The 19,966-nt window shown below is 72.4% G+C and carries 17 protein-coding genes; 1 reads left to right on the top strand and 16 read right to left on the bottom strand.

The window, feature by feature from the left end; genetic code table 11:
- Nucleotides 1-7: 7 nt before the first annotated feature.
- The 16 genes from IR212_RS03650 to IR212_RS03575 all read right to left on the bottom strand — a co-directional run bounded on the left by IR212_RS03650 (nt 8) and on the right by IR212_RS03575 (nt 19,488).
- The gene (locus IR212_RS03650; protein ID WP_194397637.1) at nt 8-595 is read right to left on the bottom strand and encodes a hypothetical protein; all 588 of its coding nucleotides are present in this window, start codon (nt 593-595) and stop codon (nt 8-10) included.
- A gap of 113 nt (nt 596-708) precedes the next feature.
- Nucleotides 709-1,740, bottom strand: coding sequence for a non-homologous end-joining DNA ligase (gene ligD / locus IR212_RS03645; protein WP_194397636.1), 1,032 nt, complete (start codon nt 1,738-1,740; stop codon nt 709-711).
- Between the two features lie 67 nt (nt 1,741-1,807).
- Nucleotides 1,808-2,932: an SseB family protein gene (locus IR212_RS03640; protein WP_194397635.1), complete on the bottom strand. Its 1,125-nt coding sequence runs from the start codon at nt 2,930-2,932 to the stop codon at nt 1,808-1,810.
- A gap of 68 nt (nt 2,933-3,000) precedes the next feature.
- A complete protein-coding gene (locus IR212_RS03635) occupies nt 3,001-5,463 on the bottom strand; it encodes an ATP-dependent helicase (protein WP_194397634.1) in 2,463 nt (820 codons plus the stop codon).
- Between the two features lie 52 nt (nt 5,464-5,515).
- Complete coding sequence (locus IR212_RS03630; RefSeq protein ID WP_194397633.1) at nt 5,516-6,397, bottom strand: CHAD domain-containing protein; 882 nt, start codon at nt 6,395-6,397, stop codon at nt 5,516-5,518.
- 137 nt (nt 6,398-6,534) lie between these two features.
- Nucleotides 6,535-7,023: a glutathione peroxidase gene (locus IR212_RS03625; protein WP_194397632.1), complete on the bottom strand. Its 489-nt coding sequence runs from the start codon at nt 7,021-7,023 to the stop codon at nt 6,535-6,537.
- 69 nt (nt 7,024-7,092) lie between these two features.
- Nucleotides 7,093-7,968, bottom strand: a complete 876-nt coding sequence (locus tag IR212_RS03620) for a MurR/RpiR family transcriptional regulator (RefSeq protein WP_194397631.1) — start codon at nt 7,966-7,968, stop codon at nt 7,093-7,095.
- On the bottom strand, nt 7,968-8,900 hold the full coding sequence (gene murQ / locus IR212_RS03615; RefSeq protein WP_194397630.1) for an N-acetylmuramic acid 6-phosphate etherase: 933 nt from the start codon (nt 8,898-8,900) through the stop codon (nt 7,968-7,970). The genes IR212_RS03620 and murQ overlap by 1 nt, the downstream gene beginning before the upstream one ends.
- The gene (locus tag IR212_RS03610) at nt 8,893-9,789 is read right to left on the bottom strand and encodes an N-acetylglucosamine kinase (protein ID WP_194397629.1); all 897 of its coding nucleotides are present in this window, start codon (nt 9,787-9,789) and stop codon (nt 8,893-8,895) included. Before IR212_RS03610 ends, murQ begins: the two co-directional genes overlap by 8 nt.
- Nucleotides 9,786-10,967, bottom strand: a complete 1,182-nt coding sequence (locus IR212_RS03605; RefSeq protein ID WP_194397628.1) for an anhydro-N-acetylmuramic acid kinase — start codon at nt 10,965-10,967, stop codon at nt 9,786-9,788. Before IR212_RS03605 ends, IR212_RS03610 begins: the two co-directional genes overlap by 4 nt.
- The gene (locus IR212_RS03600) at nt 10,964-12,400 is read right to left on the bottom strand and encodes a glycoside hydrolase family 3 N-terminal domain-containing protein (RefSeq protein WP_194397627.1); all 1,437 of its coding nucleotides are present in this window, start codon (nt 12,398-12,400) and stop codon (nt 10,964-10,966) included. The genes IR212_RS03605 and IR212_RS03600 overlap by 4 nt, the downstream gene beginning before the upstream one ends.
- Nucleotide 12,401: 1 nt before the next feature.
- On the bottom strand, nt 12,402-13,229 hold the full coding sequence (locus IR212_RS03595) for a carbohydrate ABC transporter permease (RefSeq protein ID WP_194397626.1): 828 nt from the start codon (nt 13,227-13,229) through the stop codon (nt 12,402-12,404).
- Nucleotides 13,226-14,203 (bottom strand): carbohydrate ABC transporter permease, encoded by a 978-nt coding sequence (locus IR212_RS03590; protein ID WP_194397625.1) that lies wholly within the window; start codon nt 14,201-14,203, stop codon nt 13,226-13,228. The genes IR212_RS03595 and IR212_RS03590 overlap by 4 nt, the downstream gene beginning before the upstream one ends.
- An 11-nt stretch (nt 14,204-14,214) precedes the next feature.
- Nucleotides 14,215-15,507: a sugar ABC transporter substrate-binding protein gene (locus tag IR212_RS03585; protein ID WP_194397624.1), complete on the bottom strand. Its 1,293-nt coding sequence runs from the start codon at nt 15,505-15,507 to the stop codon at nt 14,215-14,217.
- Between the two features lie 156 nt (nt 15,508-15,663).
- On the bottom strand, nt 15,664-18,708 hold the full coding sequence (locus tag IR212_RS03580) for a hypothetical protein (RefSeq protein ID WP_194397623.1): 3,045 nt from the start codon (nt 18,706-18,708) through the stop codon (nt 15,664-15,666).
- Between the two features lie 9 nt (nt 18,709-18,717).
- Nucleotides 18,718-19,488 (bottom strand): EAL domain-containing protein, encoded by a 771-nt coding sequence (locus tag IR212_RS03575; protein WP_194397622.1) that lies wholly within the window; start codon nt 19,486-19,488, stop codon nt 18,718-18,720.
- A 124-nt stretch (nt 19,489-19,612) separates the two neighbouring features.
- Here IR212_RS03575 and IR212_RS03570 point away from each other — a divergent pair, with 124 nt between their 5' ends.
- Nucleotides 19,613-19,957 (top strand): hypothetical protein, encoded by a 345-nt coding sequence (locus tag IR212_RS03570; RefSeq protein ID WP_194397621.1) that lies wholly within the window; start codon nt 19,613-19,615, stop codon nt 19,955-19,957.
- The last annotated feature ends 9 nt before the right edge of the window (nt 19,958-19,966 follow it).

Raw genomic sequence — 19,966 nt, 5'->3', positions numbered from 1 at the left:
CGGCGGGTCAGCTCGCCGCGACCACCTCGGCGACGACATCGCCGTACATCCGAACCGCGTCGGTGAGGTCGTCGGTCTCGGCGACGCACTCCGTCGGCACGGTGTCGCAGCTCGCGGCGAGGAACGCCTCGCCGGCCGCCGCGACCTCGGCCGCCGCGGCGCGCAGCTCGTCGCCGAGCGCTCCCGACGGCACCTCGGCCTCGATGCGCTCGGGCGCCGTGCGCGCCTGCTCGACACCTTCCAGCGCGATGCCGATGCAGTTCTCGTCGCCCAGGGCGATGACCGCACTGCTGCAGAAGTTGTCGTACCAGCGGTCCTGCCATGCCAGGACGGCGTCGGATTCGATGGCGAGGACGGATGCCGCGCCCCCGGCGGGCTGCGTGCCGGCCGCGCCCGCATCGCTCGGGGCGGGCGACGGCTCGGAAGCCGCGGTGGCCTCGGCGGCCGTCGGGCTCGCGGCCGGCGCGCACGCGGTGAGGACGAAGGCGCCCGCCATGACGGCTCCTGCCAGTGCGAGGGCGAACGACGATCGCGGACCGGTGTGGTTGACGTGGACGTTGGTGATGCCATGGGGCTTGAAGCCGGGGATGGACATGTGTGCTCCGATGCTCAGGGGCCGGTCATTCCGGCTCCCAGCGAAGCTACGGAAGCGTCGTCGGCCCCGCGGCGGACGATGAGCCGTGCAACCGCCGTGCAATCGGGCGCGTCTTACTGCCAGTTCTCCGGGTTGATGCGGCTGGGCTGCACACGCGGCGGCTCGCCGGGCATCTTCGGGAAGTCCGGAGGGAACGGCAGCTCGCCGAGCCCGTCGTCGAGGTCGCGCTGCCACCACTCCAGGAGCGTGTCGATCCGTCCGGGCTCGGCGAGCAGGTCGGCCCACGGGTCGCCGGAGTCGGCGAGGCGCTGGGGCACCGTCCGCACCGTGAACGAGGCGGGGTCGATGCCCGCCTCGAGCTCTTCCCACGTCAGCGGGGTCGACACGGTCGCCGTGGGAAGCGCCCGCGGACTGTAGGCGCCGGCCATCGTGCGGTCGCGGTTGGCCTGGTTGAAGTCGATGAAGATGCGCTTCCCGCGCTCCTCCTTCCACCAGTTCATCGTGACCTTGTCGGGATGCCGCCGCTCCAGCTCGCGCCCCGCGGCGATGACCGCGTGCCGCACGTCGAGGAACTCCCACTCCGGCTCGATCGGGCAGAACACGTGGATGCCGCGGTTGCCGCTGGTCTTGAGGAACGCCGTGAGTCCCGCTTCGGCGAGCACGTCGCGCATCGCGGGGGCCACGGCCGCGGCATCCGCGAAGTCCGTGCCCGGCTGCGGGTCGAGGTCGATGCGCAGCTCGACGGGGTTGTCGGTGTTCGCGGTCAGCGAGGCCCACGGGTGGAACACGATCGTGTTCATCTGCACTGCCCACACGGCCGCGGCGATCTCGGTGAGGACGATCTGCGGATGCCGCCGCCCGCTGTTGTACGTCACGGTGCGCGACTCCACGAACGACGGCGCGCCCTTGGGCGGATTCTTGGAGTAGAACCGCTCCCCCTCGACGCCCTCGGGGAACCGTTCCAGCGAGACGGGCCGGTCGCCGTTGGCGGCCAGGAAGGGCCCCTGCACCGCGATGAGGTACTCGGCGAGCTCGCGCTTGGTGATCCCGAGCTGCGGCCAGATCACGCGGTCGGGGTTGGAGATCCCCACCTCCCGGTCGCCGTTCGGACCGGGGACGGTGAGGGTGATGCGCGGGGACGCCATGATCAGACGCTAGCGGGCAGTCGCGACATCCGTCACCCGATGCTCTGGGTGCCTACGCCTCCGCTCCCTAGCTGAGGGCGAGCACCGGTGCCAGTTCGTCGCGGCTGAGGCGCAGCCATGGGCCGCCCGGGTCCACGATCACCCCGGTGATGCCCTCGTCGGTGCGCAGCGCGCGCGACAGCTGAGCCGGCGTGATCGGGGCTGCGTTGTCGCCGCGACCCATCACCGCCACCTCCAGCGGGTGGGAGTACACCTCGAGGTGGCGCGTGCCGTCGGCGCTGCGGCTCTCGGCGAGGCCGCGCGCGCCGCTGTCCGCGGTGCCGACGGCGACCCAGAGCGGCACGCGGGTGAGCGCCTCGGCGACCTCCGCGCTGACCGCCATCGTGCGCGGGGCGGCGAGGAGGGTCTTCACCGTGAGCTTGGGATCGGCCTGCTCCACCGCCCGCTGCAGCAGCTCCTTCGGCAGCACGGCGCGCGACGGCGAGGAGGCCGGGTCGAGGATCAGTCCGTCGTGCGTGCTCGATATCACGTGCCGGAGCACCGTCAGCACGGGCTGCGCCATCGCCGAGGTGTCGGCGTCGCCGTCCGCGCGCAGACTCGCCTGCAGCGCCGCACCGCTCGAGTACGCCAGCGCGAAGCTGCGCTCCCCCACGGTGGCCACCGCCAGCGGCAGCCCCTTGCCCTCCGCAAGCAGCGCGCGCGCGTCTCCCTTCACCCGCAGGAACACGTGCCCCTGCAGCAGCTGCCGCGCGACGTCCAGCAGCGCCTGGGCGGGCGGCGCGTCGCCGACCCGGCCGAGCGCGGCATGCAGCAGCGCGTTGTCGTGCAGCCCCGCGATGGTCTCGGTCGGCTCGGGCGCCGTGCGCATCCACTCCCGGACCCCGACCCGCGGGCGCGGCGGCGTGGGCCCGGCGGCCTGGGTCGCCGATCCGGCGGCGGGCTGCGTGGGCTCGGCCGTTCGAGGCGCCCCGGGTCCGACGCCGAGTCCGCCGAACGACGAGACCGAGATGGGCACGGATGCCGCGGCATCCGTCTGCGCATCGCTCGCGGCCTCCGCAGGCTCAGTGCCGGCTTCCGGCTCGACGCCGGCGGCAGGCTCGACGCCGGCTTCCGGCTCGACGTCGGCGGCCGGCTCGGGGGCGGGCGTCGGCGACTCGGCGGGCTTCTTCGGACGGCGCGAGAACAAGGCCATTGATCGAGCCTAACCCGCGGCCGTCGACGCGGTCAGGCCCTCGCGTCGCCGCGCCGCGCCCCGGCGACTCAGAGCTTCTCGATGGGCGCGATCTTGATCAAGAGCTTCTTCGGGCCTGCGGCGTCGAAGCGCACGTGCGCGACGCGCTTCGCCCCCTCGCCCGTGACGGCGTCCACGCGCCCCTCGCCGAAGTCGTCGTGGCGGATGCGGTCGCCCGGCGCCAGCTCGAGGTCGCCGTTGTCGCGCACCTTGGCGGGGATCTTGTTCGCGAAGCGCTCGATTCCGCTGCCCGGCGCCGCCGCCGGCCGCTCCCGTCGACCCAGCGGCACCAGGTCGTCGCCGTAGCGACGGCCCGACCCGCCTCCGAACCCCGAGCCCCGTCGCGCGTTGAGCGCGCGCGACTGCGTGCCGCCGCGGGAGTTCACATCGCCCGGCGATTGGCGCCAGTGCAGCAGCTCGGCCGGGATCTCCTGCAGGAAGCGGCTCGGCATCGCCACCGTCACCTCGCCGAACTGCGCACGCGTCATCGCCAGCGACAGGAAGAGCCGCTTGCGGGCACGCGTGATGCCGACGTAGAAGAGGCGCCGCTCCTCCTGCGGGCCGCCGGGCTCACCCGCCGAGATGCGGTGCGGGATCAGGTCCTCCTCGACGCCCGTGACGAACACGGCGTCGTACTCGAGCCCCTTCGCGGTGTGGAGCGTCATGAGCGAGACCGAGCCGGAGGCGTCCTCGAGGTCGTCGGCATCCGACACCAGCGCGACCTCCGTGAGGAAGTCCAGCAGCGTGCCCTCGGGGTTGTTCCGGGCGAACTCGCGGGCGACGGCGACGAGCTCGTCGAGGTTCTCGATGCGCGCTTCGTCCTGCGCGTCCTTGCTCGCCCGCAGCGCGTCGTAGTAGCCGCTCTTGTTCAGCAGCAGCTGCAGGCCCTCGGCGACCGCGGTCGGCGGTGCGAGCTCGCCCGAGGCGGGGAGCATGATCTCCGATGCCTCGGCCAGCACGGCGTCGAGCTGCGCGATGGCCGCCTGGATCTTGGGGCCGACTCCCAGCGCCGACGAGTTCGCCAGCGCGTCGCGGAATGTGATGCCCTCGTCCTGGGCGTAGCGCGCGATGGTCTCGATCGTGACATCGCCGATGCCGCGCCTGGGCCGGTTGATGATGCGGCGCATCGCCATCTCGTCGGCGGGGTTGGCCACCGCGACGAGGTACGCCAGCGCGTCCTTGATCTCGGCGCGCTCGTAGAACTTCGTGCCGCCCATGATCTTGTACGGCAGCGCCGAGCGAATGAAGATCTCCTCCAGCGCACGGGACTGCGAGTTCGTGCGGTAGAACACCGCCATCTGCGAGTAGTCCACGCCGCTGCGGCGGAGCGCCTCGATCTCGTCGGCGACGAACTGGGCCTCGTCGTGCTGCGAATAGCCGGTGAAGCCGATGATCTGCTCACCGGCACCGACATCGGTCCACAGCTTCTTGTCTTTGCGGTCGAAGTTGTGGCTGATGACGGCGTTGGCGGCCGACAGGATGTTCTGCGTCGAGCGGTAGTTCTGCTCAAGCAGCACCACCTTGGCGCCCGGATAGTCCTTCTCGAACTCGCTGATGTTGCGGATGTCCGCCCCGCGGAAGGCGTAGATCGACTGATCCGAGTCGCCGACGACGGTGAGCGACGCGCCGTCCTCGGCCGCCGGCTCGGGCTCGAAGATCATCATGCCGCCCGATGCGGCCATCGGCGCGGCATCCGAGCCCGGCGGCCGCGTCAGCTCGTGGATCAGCGCGTACTGGGCGTGGTTGGTGTCTTGATACTCGTCGACCAGCACGTGACGGAACCGGCGCCGGTACACGTCGGCGACCTGCGGGAAGGCACGGAAGAGGAACACCGTCTGCGCGATGAGGTCGTCGAAGTCGAAGGCGTTCGCCCGCTGCAGCTCGCGCTGGTAGGCCGCGAACAGCTCGACGAACACCCGCTCGGCGGGATCGTTCATGTTGGCCGAGCGGGCGTAGGACTCGGCATCCGCCAGCTCGTTCTTCAGCCGCGAGATCTTCGACTGCGTGGCGGCGGGGGTCAGGCCGTACGCGTCGGCCTCGTGCTCTTTCACCAGCCGCTTGATCAGCGCCCGCGAGTCGCCGGAGTCGTAGATCGTGAACGACTTCGTGAACCCGAACTGCTCGGCCTCGCGCCGCAGGATGCGCACGCACGCCGAGTGGAACGTCGAGATCCACATGCCGCGCGCCGAGTCGCCCACGAGCTGCTCGACGCGTTCGCGCATCTCGCCCGCGGCCTTGTTGGTGAACGTGATCGCGAGGATCTGGCTCGGCCACGCCTCGCGGCCCCGCAGCAGCGACGCGATGCGCCGGGTGAGCACGCTCGTCTTGCCCGACCCCGCGCCCGCGACGATGAGCAGCGCCTGACCGCGGTAGGTCACGGCTTCGCGCTGCGGAGGATTGAGGCCGGCCAGCAGGTCGTCGTCCGCGCGCACGGCGGAGGCGCGCGGACCGATGTCGCTGCCGACGATGATGGGGGTGCTGGCGTCGGTCATTGCCCGTCAAGTCTAGGCGCGGACGCCGACACCGGCGCGGTCGACGGCGGCGTCAGGGGAGGTCGGATGCCGCGGCCCGCAGCTGCCGCACCGCCGGGCCGACATCCGCCAGCAGCTCGGCGGCGGCGTCCTCGGCGAGGACGGCGATCGCCTCGTAGTCCTCGGACCGTTCCCCGGCGTGGGCCGCGCGGGCGCCCTCCTGACGGGCGTGCTGGGCGAGCAGGGTGAGATCGCGGTGGCCGCCCAGCGCGTCGTGGAGATCGTCGCCCGCCTCGGCGATGGCCTGTACCGTGTGCGGGGCGAAGTCCGGGACCGCGTCGGCGACGGCCTCGGCGACGTACCGCGCCCGGCGGGCGGCCTTGCGCAGATCGTGGAACCGCTCGGTGGACTCATCGAGCCGGCGCGCCGCGGTGCGCACGCGCTTCACCTGGGCGCGCAGCACCTCGGCCAGCGCGGGCTCGGCCGGGCGGTCGTGGTCGACGACGTACATCGCCTCGACGAAGCGCTCGAGCGTCCGCGCCCGCTCCTGCGCCCGCGGCGAGGCGGCGAGCTCGACGAGGCGCGCGTGCGCGGCCGGGTAGGCGTCCCGCTCGCTGTCGACGAGCCGCCGGATGATCGCGGGGTCGGTGATCCCCGCATCCTCGAGGGTCTCCGCCGCGACGCTCGCGCGCACCTCGATGTCGCGCACGACGCCGAGCTGGCTGCCCCATTCGGCATAGGCGACGCGCAGCCGGTCGGCCTGGCCGGTGTCGAGGGAGTCCTCGAAGCCCGCCAGCACGCTGCGCAGCCGCCGCACGCGCACCCGGTGCTGGTGCACCGCGTCCGGCTCGTCGGCGAGCGCCGCGGGCAGCGTCTCCTCGACCTCCGCCGCCGCCCGGCGCAGGATGTCGCCGAGCACCGTCCCGATCGCGAGGTCCTTCTGCCGGCTGCCCACGTCCCGAGCCTAGGACCGGGCGGCCTGTCTGCAGGCGACGCGGCAGTACTCCACCGAACCGGCGTCGGACGCCGGCGTCTCGGCCGACCCGGGCACCGTCGGTCGCAGATGCGTGGAGTTCTGCCGCAGCCGGGCCGCTACTCGCCGGGCAGCCAGGCCTCGATGGCCTCGACGACCTCGGGCGCGTCGGGCTTCGTCTGCGGCGGGAACCGCTTCACCTCGCCCGACGGGCTCACGAGGAACTTCTCGAAGTTCCACGTGATGCGCCCCGTCTTGCCGTCGACATCGGGCGTGTCGGTGAGCCGCTGGTACAGCGGGTGGGCGCTGCGGCCGTTGACCCGCACCTTCTGCGACATCGGGAAGGTCACTCCCCACGTGGTCGAGCAGTACTCGGCGACGGCCTCCTCGCTCGACAGCTCCTGCATGAACTGGTTGCTCGGGAAGCCGACCACCGTGAACCCGCGCGCGGCGTACGCCTTCTGCAGCGCCTCGAGCTGCTCGTACTGCGGCGTCAGCCCGCAGCGCGAGGCGACGTTCACCACGAGGGCGAGGCGCCCGTCGACGAGCTCGCCGAAGGTCGTCTCCTCGCCGCGGATGGTGGTCACGGGGATGTCTTCGAGGGTCATTCCAGTCCTTTCCACGGATCAAGAGTCGACGGATGCCGCGACGGAAGCATACGTCGATCCGCGGGGTGGTCAGGCCGTCGCACCGGAATCCGGCCGGCGGGAGCTGACGGCGTCGTACGTGCGCCGCAGGCTCTCGGTCATGAGCGGGAAGTCCTGGCGCAGGACCAGCACGAAGAGCATGTCGATGAGCGCGAGCTGCGCGATGCGGCTGGCCATCGCGCCGCTGCGGAAGCGGCTCTCCCGGACGCTGGTGTGCAGCACGATGTCGCAGACGTCGTCGAGGGAGGACTGCGCGGCGTTGGTGATCCCGATGGTCAGCGCGCCGGCGCCCCGGGCAGTGGCGAGGAAGTCCAGCGTCTCGCGGGTCTCGCCGCGGAACGAGACGCCTACGGCGACGGATGCGTCGTCCAGCAGGGCAGCCTGCACGAGGGCGAGGTGGATGTCGACCGACACCGCGGCCGGCTTGCCGATGCGGCTGAGCTTCTGGAACAGGTCCTGGGCGCTGAGCGACGAGGCGCCGGCGCCGTAGAGCTCGATGCGACGGGCCGAGCGGATCGCGGCGACCGCGCGGGAGACGGCATCGGGGTCGATCGTCTGGGCGGTGTCCTGGATCGCCTGGATCTCCTGGAACGCGATCTTGGCGACGGTGTCGGCGATCGAGTCGTCGGCGCTGATCTCGCCCTCGGCGATGTCGAACCTCACGCGCTGCGCCTGGTCGCGGCTGAGCGCGGAGATCACGTCGAGGCGGAACTCGCGGTAGCCGGGGTAGCCGAGGCTCTGGCAGAACCGGGCCACGGTCGACTGGGACGCCTCACTGACATCGGCGAGCCGCATGATCGTCGACGTGCGCACGACCTCGGGGTCGGCCAGCACCACGTCGGCGACGCGGCGCTCGGACGCGCTGAGGCGGTCGCGCGACTGGCGCACCCGCAGCAGGACGTCCATCACACGGCCCCGGGGACGCTGTCCAGCGCCTCGCGCAGTCGTCCGCCGGTCTCCGAAAGCGCGCGGGCCGCGGCGTCCGCGGTCAGTCCTCTCATGCACATCAGTATCGCGGGCTTGACCTCCCACCCGGTGGCGGCGAGGGCACGGCGCGCGACGGCGGGGTCGGCGTCGGCGACGCCCATCACCGTGCGCACCGCCCGTGCACGCAGCTTCTCGTTCGTCGCGCGCACGTCGACCATCCGGTTGCCGTAGGTCTTGCCGATGCGGACCATGGCGAGTGTCGAGATGGTGTTGAGCACGATCTTCTGCGCCGTGCCGGCCTTGAGGCGCGTGGATCCGGCGAGGAGCTCGGGACCCACGACGACCTCGACCCCCACGTCGGCGGCCGCCGACAGCTCCGCACCGAGGTTGCAGCTCACGCCGATGGTGGCGGCGCCGCGCGCGCGGGCCTCGGCGATCGCACCCAGCACGTAGGGCGTGCGGCCCGAGGCGGTGAGACCCACCACGCAGTCGTCGGGGCCGATGCCCGCACGTGCGATGTCGTCGCGCCCCGCGGCCAGGTCGTCCTCGGCGTTCTCGACGGCCCACCGGATCGCCTGCTCGCCCCCGGCGATGATGCCGACGACCCGCTCCGCCGGCTCGCCGAATGTCGGCGGGATCTCGCTCGCGTCGAGGATGCCGAGCCGCCCCGGCGTGCCGGCGCCGACGTAGACGAGGCGCCCCCCCAGCTGCAGCCGCTCGGCGGCGACGTCGACGGCGGCGGCGAGGGCGGTCGAGGCGTCGGCGAGCGCCTCGGTGACCTGCCGGTTGTGGTCGATCATGGCCGCGACCAGCTCGGGTGTGCTCCGCAGGTCGAGGTCCGAGTAGTCCGGGTCGATGGCCTCGGTGGTGAGCGAGGCCAGCTGGTGCCGCAGATCGTCCAGGTCAACCATGGCGCACCACGTTCCTCTCGTAGGCGCTGCCCGGCGTGCGGGCGATGTACTCCGCCCCGGCGAGCGCGTCGCCGAGCGGCTGGGCGACCGTGAGCCCCCGGTCGCGCAGGCGCGCGCGCAGCGTGTCGCCGAAGACGCCGGAGCCGGCGATCCCGCCCATGAGGCAATACGGACCGGATGCCGCAGCGCAGGCGGTCACGACCGCCTCGACGCCGCGGTCGACGATGTCGCGGGCGACGGCGTCGCCGGCGGCCGCCGCCTCGAGCACGAACGGCGCGAAGCGCGCGAGCTGCCGGGCCGGCGCGGCGGTGTCGGCGACCCAGCGGGGAAGGGTGCGCAGCGGGGAGTGCAGGGCGAGTGCGGCGGCGGTCAGCGCCGTGGCGGGTCCGCGCCCGTCGTGCGCGGCGAGCACCGCCCGCAGTCCTTCCTGGCCGATCGCGCGCCCGCTCCCCTCGTCGCCGAGCCACGGTCCCCAGCCGTCGGTCTGCGACAGCACGCCCTCCGCATCCAAGGTCAGCAGCACCGTGCCGGTGCCGACGATCACGATGGTGCCGGGCGTCCCCTCAAAGGCGCCGGCGTGCGCGGTCACCGCGTCGCTGGTGACGGCGACCGGCGCCTCGACGTGCGCGGCCACGCGCTCGGCGAGGGCCTGCGCCGCGGCGGGCGCGGCTTCCGCGCCGGCGGCTCCCACGCCCATCGACGAGACGTTGCCCCGCACCCCCACGGGAAGCTCGCCCAGGGCGGCGACGATGGCGGCGAAGGCTCGGGCGTCCCCCTCGCTGTCGGCGAGGCCGGGCACTCCGGCCCCGGCGGCGGATGACACGGTCGTGCCGGAGGTCGCTCGGACGCGGCATCCGGTCTTCCCGAGATCGACGGCGACGATGCTCACGATCGCTCCTCTCGTGTGCGCACGCGCAGGCGGTGCGGCTGCGGCGATGCCGCGGGGACGGTGGGCAGGGGCGCGGCCGACAGGTCCCACTGGCCGGCGACGGCGGCGTGGCCGGCCGGCGTGCCGGGAAGCACGAGCGGGACGCGGGTCGCCGACAGGTAGGCCAGCAGGGCGAACATGACGGCCTCGCGCGCGTCGGCGGGGATGCCCCAGGCGTCGCTGGGCTCGACCGGCAAGCCGAGGTGCTCGGTGAGCCGCGCCATCAGGACGGGGTTGCGCGCCCCGCCGCCCGAGACCACGACGCGCGCCGGGGCGGCGTCGGCGAGCGCGTCGGCGACGGTGGTGGCGGTGAGCTCGAGAAGCGTCGCGCAGATGTCGGCGAGCGGCAGGTCGCGGCCGTCGAGGGCGTCGTCGACGGTGCGGATCGTGAACGTCTCGCGCCCGGTGGTCTTGGGCGCAGGCAGGGCGAAGTACGGGTGCGCGCGCAGACTCCCGAGCAGCTCGCCGTCGACCCGCCCCGCCCGCGCGTGCGCGCCGTCGCGGTCGAACGCCTCGGCCCCGTCGGTGGCGCGGCTGATCCAGGCGTCGAGCAGCGCGTTGGCCGGCCCGGTGTCGAAGCCGGCGGCTCGCCCGTCGGGATGCACGACCTGCACGTTGGCGATGCCGCCGAGGTTGAGCGACGCGACCGGGGCGCCTGCCGATTCGGCTGAGGCCGCGAGCCACCGCTCGTCGAAGGCGGTGATCAGGGGTGCCCCCATGCCCCCGGCGGCGACGTCGGCCACGCGCAGGTTGAAGACCACGGGGAGGCCGGTGGCGCGGGCGATCCAGGCGGGTTCGCCGACCTGCAGCGTGCCCCACACCACGCCCGCCTCGACCCCGTGGAACACGGTCTGCCCGTGGGCGCACACCACGTCGACGGTGTCGGCGCCGTCGGCGAAGCGCACCGCAGCGCGGGCGAAGGCCTGGCCCACCATGGTCTCCAGCGCGCACCACGCGGCCGGGTCGAGCCGGTCGCCGTGGACGGCGCGCCGCACGAGGTCGCGCTCGTCGGGAAGCCACGGCTCCGTGCCCCAGCGCTCGATCTCGAGCTCGAGTCCGTCCGGCGACGGCTCGACCGTGACGAGCGCCGCGTCGATCCCGTCGGCGCTGGTGCCGGACTGCAGCGCCAGGACCCTCATCGGCTCTCCCCCGTCCACGACCGCACGATCGCGGCGGAGAACCTCGAGTCGGCACCGAGCTGCACCACCGCGGCGTCGAAACCGCCGGGGATCGCGCCGACGTTGACCACGATGCTCTGCCCGGCCGCGCGCTCCCGCTCGATGACCGCGAGCTGGGCGTCGCTCGGCCGGTCGGCGACGACGGCCGTCACTCCCCCGCTGTGCGCCGCCGGGTGGCCCGTGAGCTCCCGCAGCGTCCGGTCGACCGGCACGGCACGCGTCGCGGCCGCCTGCGTCGCGCCTGCGCGGGCGTCGACGACGCGGTCGATGCGGGCGAGGGCCGACACGGCGGAGGGGTCGGATGCCGCGACCAGCGCCGCGGCGATCGCCGCGGTGTCGTCGGTGCCGAGGAGGGCGGGCTCGACCGGCAGCGGACCGGCGGTACCCGCGTCTGCGGCCGCGCGCGCTGCGGTCAGCTCGGCGGCCAGCCGGGCCACGCGGGCGTGCGCCTCTCGCAGCCGCTCCGGGGCGAGGATTCCCTCGTCGAGTGCGGCGATGACGGCCGACGTGACCTCGGCGTACTGCGCGGCGGCGTCGGCGCCTTTGAGCTCAGGGTTGCCGAGGCACACCAGGTCGATGCCGGCGGCCAGGGCGCGGACGGCCCCGCCCCCGAGGCCGTAGGTGTCGGCGATGGCGGCCATGTCGACGGCATCCGTGATCACCACGCCGTCGAACCCCTCCGCGCGCAGCCGGGCGATCGCGTCGGGGTTGACGGTCACAGGCTCGGCGCCCCACTCGGGCACGACGATGTGCGCGGTCATGATGGCGGGCACCCCTTCGCGGATCGCGGCGGCGAACGGCTCGGCGTGTCGCGCGACGGTCGCCGCGGGCACCGTCGGCAGGCCGCGGTGCGAGTCGACATCGGTGTCGCCGTGGCCGGGCCAGTGCTTCACGCAGGCCGCCACGCCGCGGCGGGAGCGGATGCCGCGCACCGTGGCGGCGACCCGCGCCGCGACGTCGTGCGGATCGCCGCCGAACGAGCGCGCTCCGATCACCGGATTCGCCGGGTTGTCGTTGACGTCGGCGCTCGGCGCGAGGAGCAGGTCGATGCCCGCACGGCGCACGCGCTCGCTCAGCACCGCGCTCGCCCGCTCCGCGACGGCGGGCGCGACGAGGCCGAGCTGCGCGGGCGAGGGCAGAGTGGAGCCGTCACGGCCCTCGAGCCGCGTGACCACGCCGCCCTCCTCGTCGGCCGCGACGAGCGCCTCGGGCCGGACGGCGCGGATGGCCGCGGCCAGGCGTGCCGTGCCACGAGGGTCAGCGGCGTCGACGTTGCCCGCGAACAGGCACACTCCGCCGAGACCGCGCTCCAGTTCGGCGCGCAGCCAGTCCGGCAGTTCGCGGCCGGCGAACCCGGGCAGCAGGACGCCGGGCACCAGCTCATGGGGGTCCATATCAGCCCTTCACCGCCCCGGCCACCAGACCGCTCGACAGGCGCCGCTGCACGATGATGAAGAACACCATGACGGGGATCGTGATGATGGTCGACGCGGCCATGACCGAGCCCCAGTCGTTGGAGTGCAGGCCGAAGAACTGCCGCAGGCCGATCGAGACGGTGTAGTTCTCCGACACGCCGCCGAGGAGCGTCATGGCGAAGATGAACTCGTTCCACGCGGTGATGAAGGCGAAGACGCTGGTGGCCACCAGGCCCGGTGCGACCAGCGGCAGCAGCACCGAGCGGAACATCCGCCACCAGGACGCGCCGTCGATGTAGGCCGCCTCTTCCAGCTCGACCGGCACGGCCGCGACGAAGCCGCGCAGCATCCAGATGCCGAACGGCAGCGCGAGCGCGGTGTAGACGACGATCAGCCCGAGCAGCGTACCCAGCAGCTGCAGGTCGCGCACCTGCACGAACAGCGGGATGACGAGCGCCTCGAGCGGCACCATCTGCACGATGAGGATCATCATGACGATCTGCGTCCGCAGTGTGAAGCGGAAGCGGGCGACGGCGATCGATGCCAGGAGGCCGAGCAGCCCCGAGACCACCACGACCACCAGCGCCACGACGGCCGAGTTGCTCAGGAACGTGGCGAACCCGCCGTCGGTCAGCACGTAGACGAAGTGGTCGAGAGTGAACTGGCGGGGCACCAGTTCGGCGCCGCCGGACGGGTTCTCATCGACGGCGCTGACGAGCATCCAGTACGTCGGGAAGAGCGTGAAGACGAGGAGCAGGAAGACGGCGACGCCCTTTAGCGCGCGTCGCGTGAGCGAGGGCCGGGTCACAGCTGGTCCTCCTTCAACAGGCGCCGCACGTAGACGACGGTGATGGCGAGCAGCAGGAGCGTGAGCAGCACCGCGATCGCGGAGCCGAAGCCGTACCGGTTCTGCCCGAAGGACTCGACGTACGACCACACCCCGAGGTTCAGCACCTCGCGGTTCGATCCGGCGCCGCCGGGCATCAGGTAGACCTGCGCGAACACCTTGAAGTCCCAGATGGTCGACAGGATGATCACGACCGCGAACACCTGGTTCAGCTGCGGAAATGTGATGCTCCAGAAGCGGCGCCATGCGCCGGCTCCGTCGAGGGATGCCGCCTCCAGCGTCTCCTTCGGCACGCCGAGCAGCCCGGCGAGAACGGTGACCGCGACGAACGGGAAGCCGTGGTGGATGACGTTGAGCAGCACGATGGCGTAGAACGACCAGCGGTTGGTGAACCAGTTGTAGGGCTCGGCCATGAGCCCGAGCTGCATGAGCAGCTGGTTGACGATGCCGCGGTCGGCGTCGAAGATCCACACCCAGACGTAGGTGCCGGTGACGGCGGGCATGGCCCAGGCCGCCATGATGGCGCTCGCCACGACCGTGCGCCAAAACGTGCCGAGCGACTGCAGCAGCAGCGCGACGAGAGTGCCGAACGCGACGGTGCCGAGCACCGCGAGCGCCGCGAAGCCGACCGTGTTCGGCAGCACCACGGTCCAGAGGGTCGGACTCGTCAGCGCCTCGACGTAGTTGTCGGCGCCGATGAAGTTCGGCTCGCCCGAGACGATCTCGCGCAGACCGTAGTCCTGGAACGAGAACAGGACGACCCGGATGAGGGGCCAGAGGAGCAGTCCCGCGAGCACCACGAGCGCGGGTGCGAGGAGCATCCAGGGCCGGAGGCGGTCCATCGGGCGCCGGCGGGATCCCCCCGCCGGGACCGCCGGGCCGGCGGCGGAGGAGGTGCGCTCCTCCGCCACCGGCGCCTGGGTCAGGTAGGCCATGCGTCGGTCTCTTACTGCCCGTTGAGCGTCGCGGTCATCTCGGCCGCGGCATCCTTGGCCGCCGTCTCGACGTCCTTCTGACCGGAGAGGATGGCCTGCATCATGGCGCTGGTCGTCTTCTTGGCCTGCACTGCGCCGAAGGTCGGCGTCACGGGCACCGAGGCGCCGCCTTCGACCATCTGCGTCGCGAAGGGCACGACCATCGGGTCGGCGTCAGCGATCGTCTGCTCCAGCAGCGAGGTCTGGCCCGGGAAGTACCCGCTCTGCGCGCCCCACTTCTCCGCGAACTCGCCGGTGGTCATCAGCTCGACGAACGCGAACGCGAGGTCCTTGTCCTCCGCGGTCTCGAAGACGCTGAGGTGCGAGCCGCCCAGCACCGACGGGGCGATGCCGCCGTCCTCGGCCGGGATCGGGATCGCCGCGAACTTGCCCTCCATGTCGGGGTTCTTCTCCACGATCGCCGACGGCGTCCACGAGCCCATCACGCCCATCCCGACGGTGCCCGCGGCGAAGCCGTCCAGCACGTCGGTCTCCTTCCACGTGGTGGCGCCCGCGGACGACAGGTTGTCCTCCGTGGCAAGACCCGTCCAGAACTCGAGGCCCTTGATCGACTCGGCGGAGTCCAGCTCGCTGGTCCACTCGCCGCCGTCCTCGGTGGCCACCTCGCCCCCGGCACCCCACACCCACGGGTACACGGTGAACTCGGCGTCACCCGGAACGGCGATGGCGGTCATGTCGGGCTTGGCCGCCTTGATGGCCAGCGCCGCGTCGCGCAGCTCGTCCCAGTTCGTGGGAGCGTCCAGACCGAGCTCCTCGAAGACGTCGGTGCGGTAGACCAGCGACCGGACGCCGGCGTACCACGGCATGCCGTAGAGCTCGTCCTCGTACGTGCCCGAGGCCACGAGGCCCTCGACGAGGTCGCCGTCCAGGCCTGCCTCGCTCACATACTCGCCGATCGGCGCCAGCGCGCCGGCGTCGGCGAACTCCGTGGTCCACGTGGTCCCCGTCTCGGCGACGTCGGGCGTCGTGCCGCCCGCGATCGACGTGACGAACCGGTCGTGCGCGTCCGCCCACTGCACGAACTCGACGTTGAGCGTGGCTCCGGTCTCCTCCTCGAACGCCTCGGCCACCTCGTCGAAGAACGGCTCGGCGTCGGGGTTCGTGCCCTGCATGATCCAGACGTCGAGCGTCTTCCCCTCGCCCGAGCCCGAGCCCGAGTCGTCTCCGCCGCCGCCACCGCTGCAGGCGGTGATGCCGAGTACTGCCACACCCAACACGGCGATGGGCAAGATGCGCTTCCTCATGAGAACTCCCTTGTGCATGGACCTTCCAGCCGACCACCACTGTATGGAAGAAAAAACCATATGTCACGCCGCAACCGGAATTTTCTCCCAAACGTTACACGAGGGATCAGCGTACGAAACCAAGCTGGCCGCTCGGTGGCAGCGCTGCGGCCCGCGTCAGGAGGCGACGGATGCCGCGCGCCGGCGCCCCGGCAGGGCCAGCAGCGTGCCCCCCACGACGAGGGCGAGGCCGAAGCCCGCGGCGGCCCACGGCGTGGCATCCGGGATCTCGAGGTAGGTCGTGATGCCGAGGATGCGCGCGAGCCCCCACGGGAGGAGACCCAGCTCGTCGTTCCAGAGGGTCAGTGCCGACTCGAGGCCCACGAGACCCACGACCACCGACGGCACGAGGAGCCCCGCGCCGACCGCGGCGAGCACGAACCCGGTCGCCCGCCGCGGGCGCATCTGGGCCGCGAGCGCCCAGCCCGCCGCGACGAACACCCACGCGAAGAGCGCGAACGCCACGGTGATGTACAGCGTGCGCAGCACCGGGTCGGTCCAGAACGCGAACCAGTAGCCGCCGGGTCCGGTGAACGACAGCGCGAACAGCGTGACGATGCAGCGGAGCACGACCACGCCGCCCACGGCTGCGATGACCGGCCACGGCGAGCGGTTCCACACGAACAGCCGCAGCACGAGGGCGAAGACCGCCCAGGCGCCGATGATGACGGCGAGGTGCGTCCACGACAGGAACGACGTCTGCACCGCGCGCGTCGCGATGAGCAGGGCGGCGGGCACGATGAGCAGCAGCCAGCGGTCGAGCTCGAGCATGCCGAGCGTCGACTCGCGGGCCCGCCACGGGCGCGTCGACGAGAGCCAGGTCGCCCGCGCGGCGGCGGCGCCGGGCTTGGCGACCAGCCGGGTTCGGGCGGCGAGCATGCCGATCACGACCCACGCCGCCGCCAGCACGAGCAGCACGCGAGCCAGCCACGCCATCGCGGCGTCGCGCTCGGCGCGCTCGACGCCGAGCTGCGCGGCGGTGAGGTTGAAGGCGGGGTGGTCGATGTCACCCTCGTAGGTCTCGACATGCTCCGCCGCCAGCCGCTCGAAGGCCGCGCGGTCGGCGTCCCACGCGGCGCGCGCGCCGGGGGCGAGCGTGTCATGCCACTGGCCCTGGTGCAGGATCATGGCCCGGTACGCCGCGAGCAGCCGCAGGGTGTCGAGCTCGTAGTCCAGCGTGTCGAGGAAGGCCTCGCGCATCTCGGGCCCGCGCCAGGTCGCGGCATCCGTCGCCGTCAGCGTCTCGCGCATGAGCTCGACCGCCGCCACCGCCTGCTCGCCGTCGGCGATCGCGGCCTCGATCGCCGCCTCGGGATCGCCGCCCGAGTCCCGCACGATGGCGTACAGCACGTCCAGCACCGCGGAATCGCCGGTGAGGATGTCCCACTCGAAGATCCACATCATGGGCGGCGGCTCGAGCCCGATGGCGAACACCCGCTGCGCGGCGAACGGCTCGATGTACATGCCCTGCGCGATCGCGTCGCGCGAGACGCTCATGGCGTCGACGATCGCCGCGACGGTCGAGGGGTCGTCCGAGAACCACTCCCGCGCCCACGCCGCGGTCACCGCGGTGACGTCGGCGTCGGGGTCCCGGGCGAGGGATGCCGCGACCTGCGTGTTCAGCTCGTACAGCTGCCAGAACCCGGCCTTGAGATACAGCGTCATCGGGCCGGCGCGCCACGGGCCGCCGTCCTGCGTCCACACCCACACTCCCTCGACTCGATCGTCGGCCTCGAGGAGCGTCTGCAGGGCGTACTGGTACTCGCGACCGAGGTCGTTCGGGAACGCGCCGAAGTTCTCGAACTCCCGCCGGCTCTGGAACTCCACGATGCGCCGCTGCGTGCCCTGCTCGAGCGTGTCGTTGAGGGGCAGCCACGTGTAGAAGTCGCCGAGCGTGTACTTCGTCGAGACGATGAGGGCCGGCGAGTCGATGCCGCCGAGCACCGCCTCGTACGAGGCGCTGTTGGTATGCATGTCGCCGACGGCGCCCACTCCCACCGACCACGTGCGGAAGATGACCTCGCGATCGGATGCCTCGGCCTGCGCCGAGAACGCCTCGAGCATGGCGCGCACGGCGTCGACCGTGGTGACCTCGAGCGCAGAGTAGTAGTCCCAGCCCTCGACGTCGTAGACGGGCCCCGCCTCGCCGATGCGGACGAGCACGCCGTCGAGCGCCGGCGCCGCGGCGTAGAGCTCGTCCAGGCCGGCGGTGTAGACGTCCCAGAACTGCGGGTTCTCGGTGTCGAGAGAGCCGAAGCGCTCGACGAGATGCTCCTCCAGCGCAGTGGTGAGGGCCAGCATGTCGGTGCGCAGGAACACCTTCACACCGAGCTCGTCGGCGCGGTCCCAGAACGGCGCGAAGGCCGCGAGCAGCGCCGACGCCTTGTCGCGATGGTCGTCGCCGTCGGGGTAGACGGGGCCGCCCGGCGCGCCGTCGAAGGTGACGAACTCGACGAAGCCGGGGAACGCCACCGCGTTGAACCCGTTCGCCAGCGAGTGGCGCAGGAAGACGTCGAAGTCGTCGTACGCCTCGGCGAGCGCCGCCTCGTCGATGTACGGCGCCTCGGGCACGATCACGTCGGCGAAGGCCTTCGACGCGTGCGAGTAGTCGTCGCCCGCCTCCCACGCGGCGGGGTCGGGGGTGACGCCGACGGCGCCGAGGTCGGTCATCCGCAGCAGCAGGCGGGAGGCCTCGTGCGTGCCGACGAGGTCTTCGACGGGGAGGCCGGCGCGCACCTGGGAAGCCAGGTCGTAGACGGCGCGGACGGCGCCGGTCTCGGAGGTGGCCTGGATGCGCAGCCCGCGGCCGTCCCCCGCGACGGTGTAGCCGTCGGCCGCCTCGGATTCGGCGATGAGTGTCGGCAGGAGCGTGACGGTCAGCGACGCCTCGCCCTCGCGCGCGGACGCCGCGTCGACGGCATCCGTCAACTCCTCCAGCGCGACGCGCATCCGCTCGGTGTCGGGGGCGTCGACCGTCGTGAACTCGGGCGGCGGCACCGCGGCGGCGACCTCCGCCGCGGTGGCGGCGGCGGGCTGCATCTGCACGGCGGGCTCCGTGCGGATGCCGAGCGCGTCGCCGACGACGACGCCCACCCCGAGCCCCAGGGCGAGGAGCACCAGGATGGTGACGACGGCAAGGATGCCTCGCCGCGTCGCCGTCATGCGACAACGCTACTCTGCGGCAGCAGGCGCTCCTGACGGGAACGCGATGTCGGAGTGCGGCTCGCGGATGAGAAAGCCCTGCGCGCGGTCGCAGCCGAGCTGCCTGGCCACGTGCAGGTGGGTGAGTGTCTCGATCCCCTCCGCCACGACGCGCAGCCCGTGCGCGTGCGCGATGTCGACCTCGCGGCCCAGGGACGCGAGGCCTTCCGTGTCGGCCGCGCGCACGAGCTCACCCGACAGCTTCACCTCGGCCAGCGGCATCTGCGGGAGTCGCCCGAGGGGCGGAGAGCCGGTGCCGTAACCGGCGAGGGAGATCTCGACGCCGCACTCGCCGAGCGCTCGCAGCTGCGGGAGGAGGGCGTCGTGATCGGCCGGCTCGGGGTGCGGTGCGAGCTCGAGGACGAGCGAGCCCGGGGCGAGCCCGCGGCGCGTCACCTCGGCGACGACGTCGCGCACGAAGGACGCGTCCTCGAACTGCAGCGGTGAGACGTTGACGGCGACCGCCCAGTCGCGGCCGTTCCCGCGCCACTCCGCGAGCCTCCGGAGGCCTTCGTCGAGCATGCGGCGGCCGAGCGCGTGGATGACGCCGCTGCGCTCGGCGACGGCGATCATCGTCACCGGGTCGACGTCGCCGAGCCGCGGGTGCGACCACCGGCACAGCGCCTCCGCGGCGACGACGGACCCGCTCTCCAGCGACACCTGCGGCTGGAACACCGCGGAGATCTGCGAACCGCCGACGGCCCTCGCCAGATCGTCCGCGAGGTCCTCGGTGGTGGGCATCGCTCCAGTCCACCGGCTCGGGTGGGCGGTCGCAACCCGCGACCCGAGGTGCGGAGATCGGCTACAGTCCGCCTCCGCTGGGTCTCTATACTCATTTCGGCGCACAGGCAGCGGGAGGATCGCGATGGCGTTTCGGAATCTGGAGACGTTGGAGTCCTGGCTCGCCGAGTACCGGGCCTCGGGCAGGCGGTTCGCCGGCGCCGCACGGGTGATGGTGCAGGACGGCGACGGCGGAGCGAACACCGGTCTCGTAGTCTTCCGGCTCGATCACGCGCCGACAGGGGTGTTCATCCAGCCGGCCACGCAGGACGCCGCGCAGTGGGTCGCGACGATGGAGCCTCGCGAGGGCAACCTCGTCCTCGACCCGGCGGGACTGCGCGAGCTTGCCGCCGAGCTGACGGCGCTGGCGGACCTGTGCGCGTTCCTCGAGGCCAAGTCGAACGCGTACCACGGCCACGACGAGGCCTGAGTGGCCGAT

It is taken from the genome of Microbacterium atlanticum, from assembly GCF_015277815.1.
Classification (GTDB): Bacteria; Actinomycetota; Actinomycetes; order Actinomycetales; family Microbacteriaceae; genus Microbacterium; species Microbacterium atlanticum.
The sequence above is the reverse complement of the archived record's forward strand: the minus strand, read 5'-3'. Positions and strand labels throughout refer to the sequence as shown.

Bases quoted from the DNA above. Each gene is read 5' to 3' on its own strand.
- IR212_RS03650 (WP_194397637.1), bottom strand. From the start codon at position 595: ATGTCCATCCCCGGCTTCAAGCCCCATGGCATCACCAACGTCCACGTC.
- ligD (WP_194397636.1), bottom strand. From the start codon at position 1,740: ATGGCGTCCCCGCGCATCACCCTCACCGTCCCCGGTCCGAACGGCGAC.
- IR212_RS03640 (WP_194397635.1), bottom strand. From the start codon at position 2,932: ATGGCCTTGTTCTCGCGCCGTCCGAAGAAGCCCGCCGAGTCGCCGACG.
- IR212_RS03635 (WP_194397634.1), bottom strand. From the start codon at position 5,463: ATGACCGACGCCAGCACCCCCATCATCGTCGGCAGCGACATCGGTCCG.
- IR212_RS03625 (WP_194397632.1), bottom strand. From the start codon at position 7,023: ATGACCCTCGAAGACATCCCCGTGACCACCATCCGCGGCGAGGAGACG.
- IR212_RS03620 (WP_194397631.1), bottom strand. From the start codon at position 7,968: ATGGACGTCCTGCTGCGGGTGCGCCAGTCGCGCGACCGCCTCAGCGCG.
- murQ (WP_194397630.1), bottom strand. From the start codon at position 8,900: ATGGTTGACCTGGACGATCTGCGGCACCAGCTGGCCTCGCTCACCACC.
- IR212_RS03605 (WP_194397628.1), bottom strand. From the start codon at position 10,967: ATGAGGGTCCTGGCGCTGCAGTCCGGCACCAGCGCCGACGGGATCGAC.
- IR212_RS03600 (WP_194397627.1), bottom strand. From the start codon at position 12,400: ATGGACCCCCATGAGCTGGTGCCCGGCGTCCTGCTGCCCGGGTTCGCC.
- IR212_RS03590 (WP_194397625.1), bottom strand. From the start codon at position 14,203: ATGGCCTACCTGACCCAGGCGCCGGTGGCGGAGGAGCGCACCTCCTCC.
- IR212_RS03585 (WP_194397624.1), bottom strand. From the start codon at position 15,507: ATGAGGAAGCGCATCTTGCCCATCGCCGTGTTGGGTGTGGCAGTACTC.
- IR212_RS03580 (WP_194397623.1), bottom strand. From the start codon at position 18,708: ATGACGGCGACGCGGCGAGGCATCCTTGCCGTCGTCACCATCCTGGTG.
- IR212_RS03575 (WP_194397622.1), bottom strand. From the start codon at position 19,488: ATGCCCACCACCGAGGACCTCGCGGACGATCTGGCGAGGGCCGTCGGC.
- IR212_RS03570 (WP_194397621.1), top strand. From the start codon at position 19,613: ATGGCGTTTCGGAATCTGGAGACGTTGGAGTCCTGGCTCGCCGAGTAC.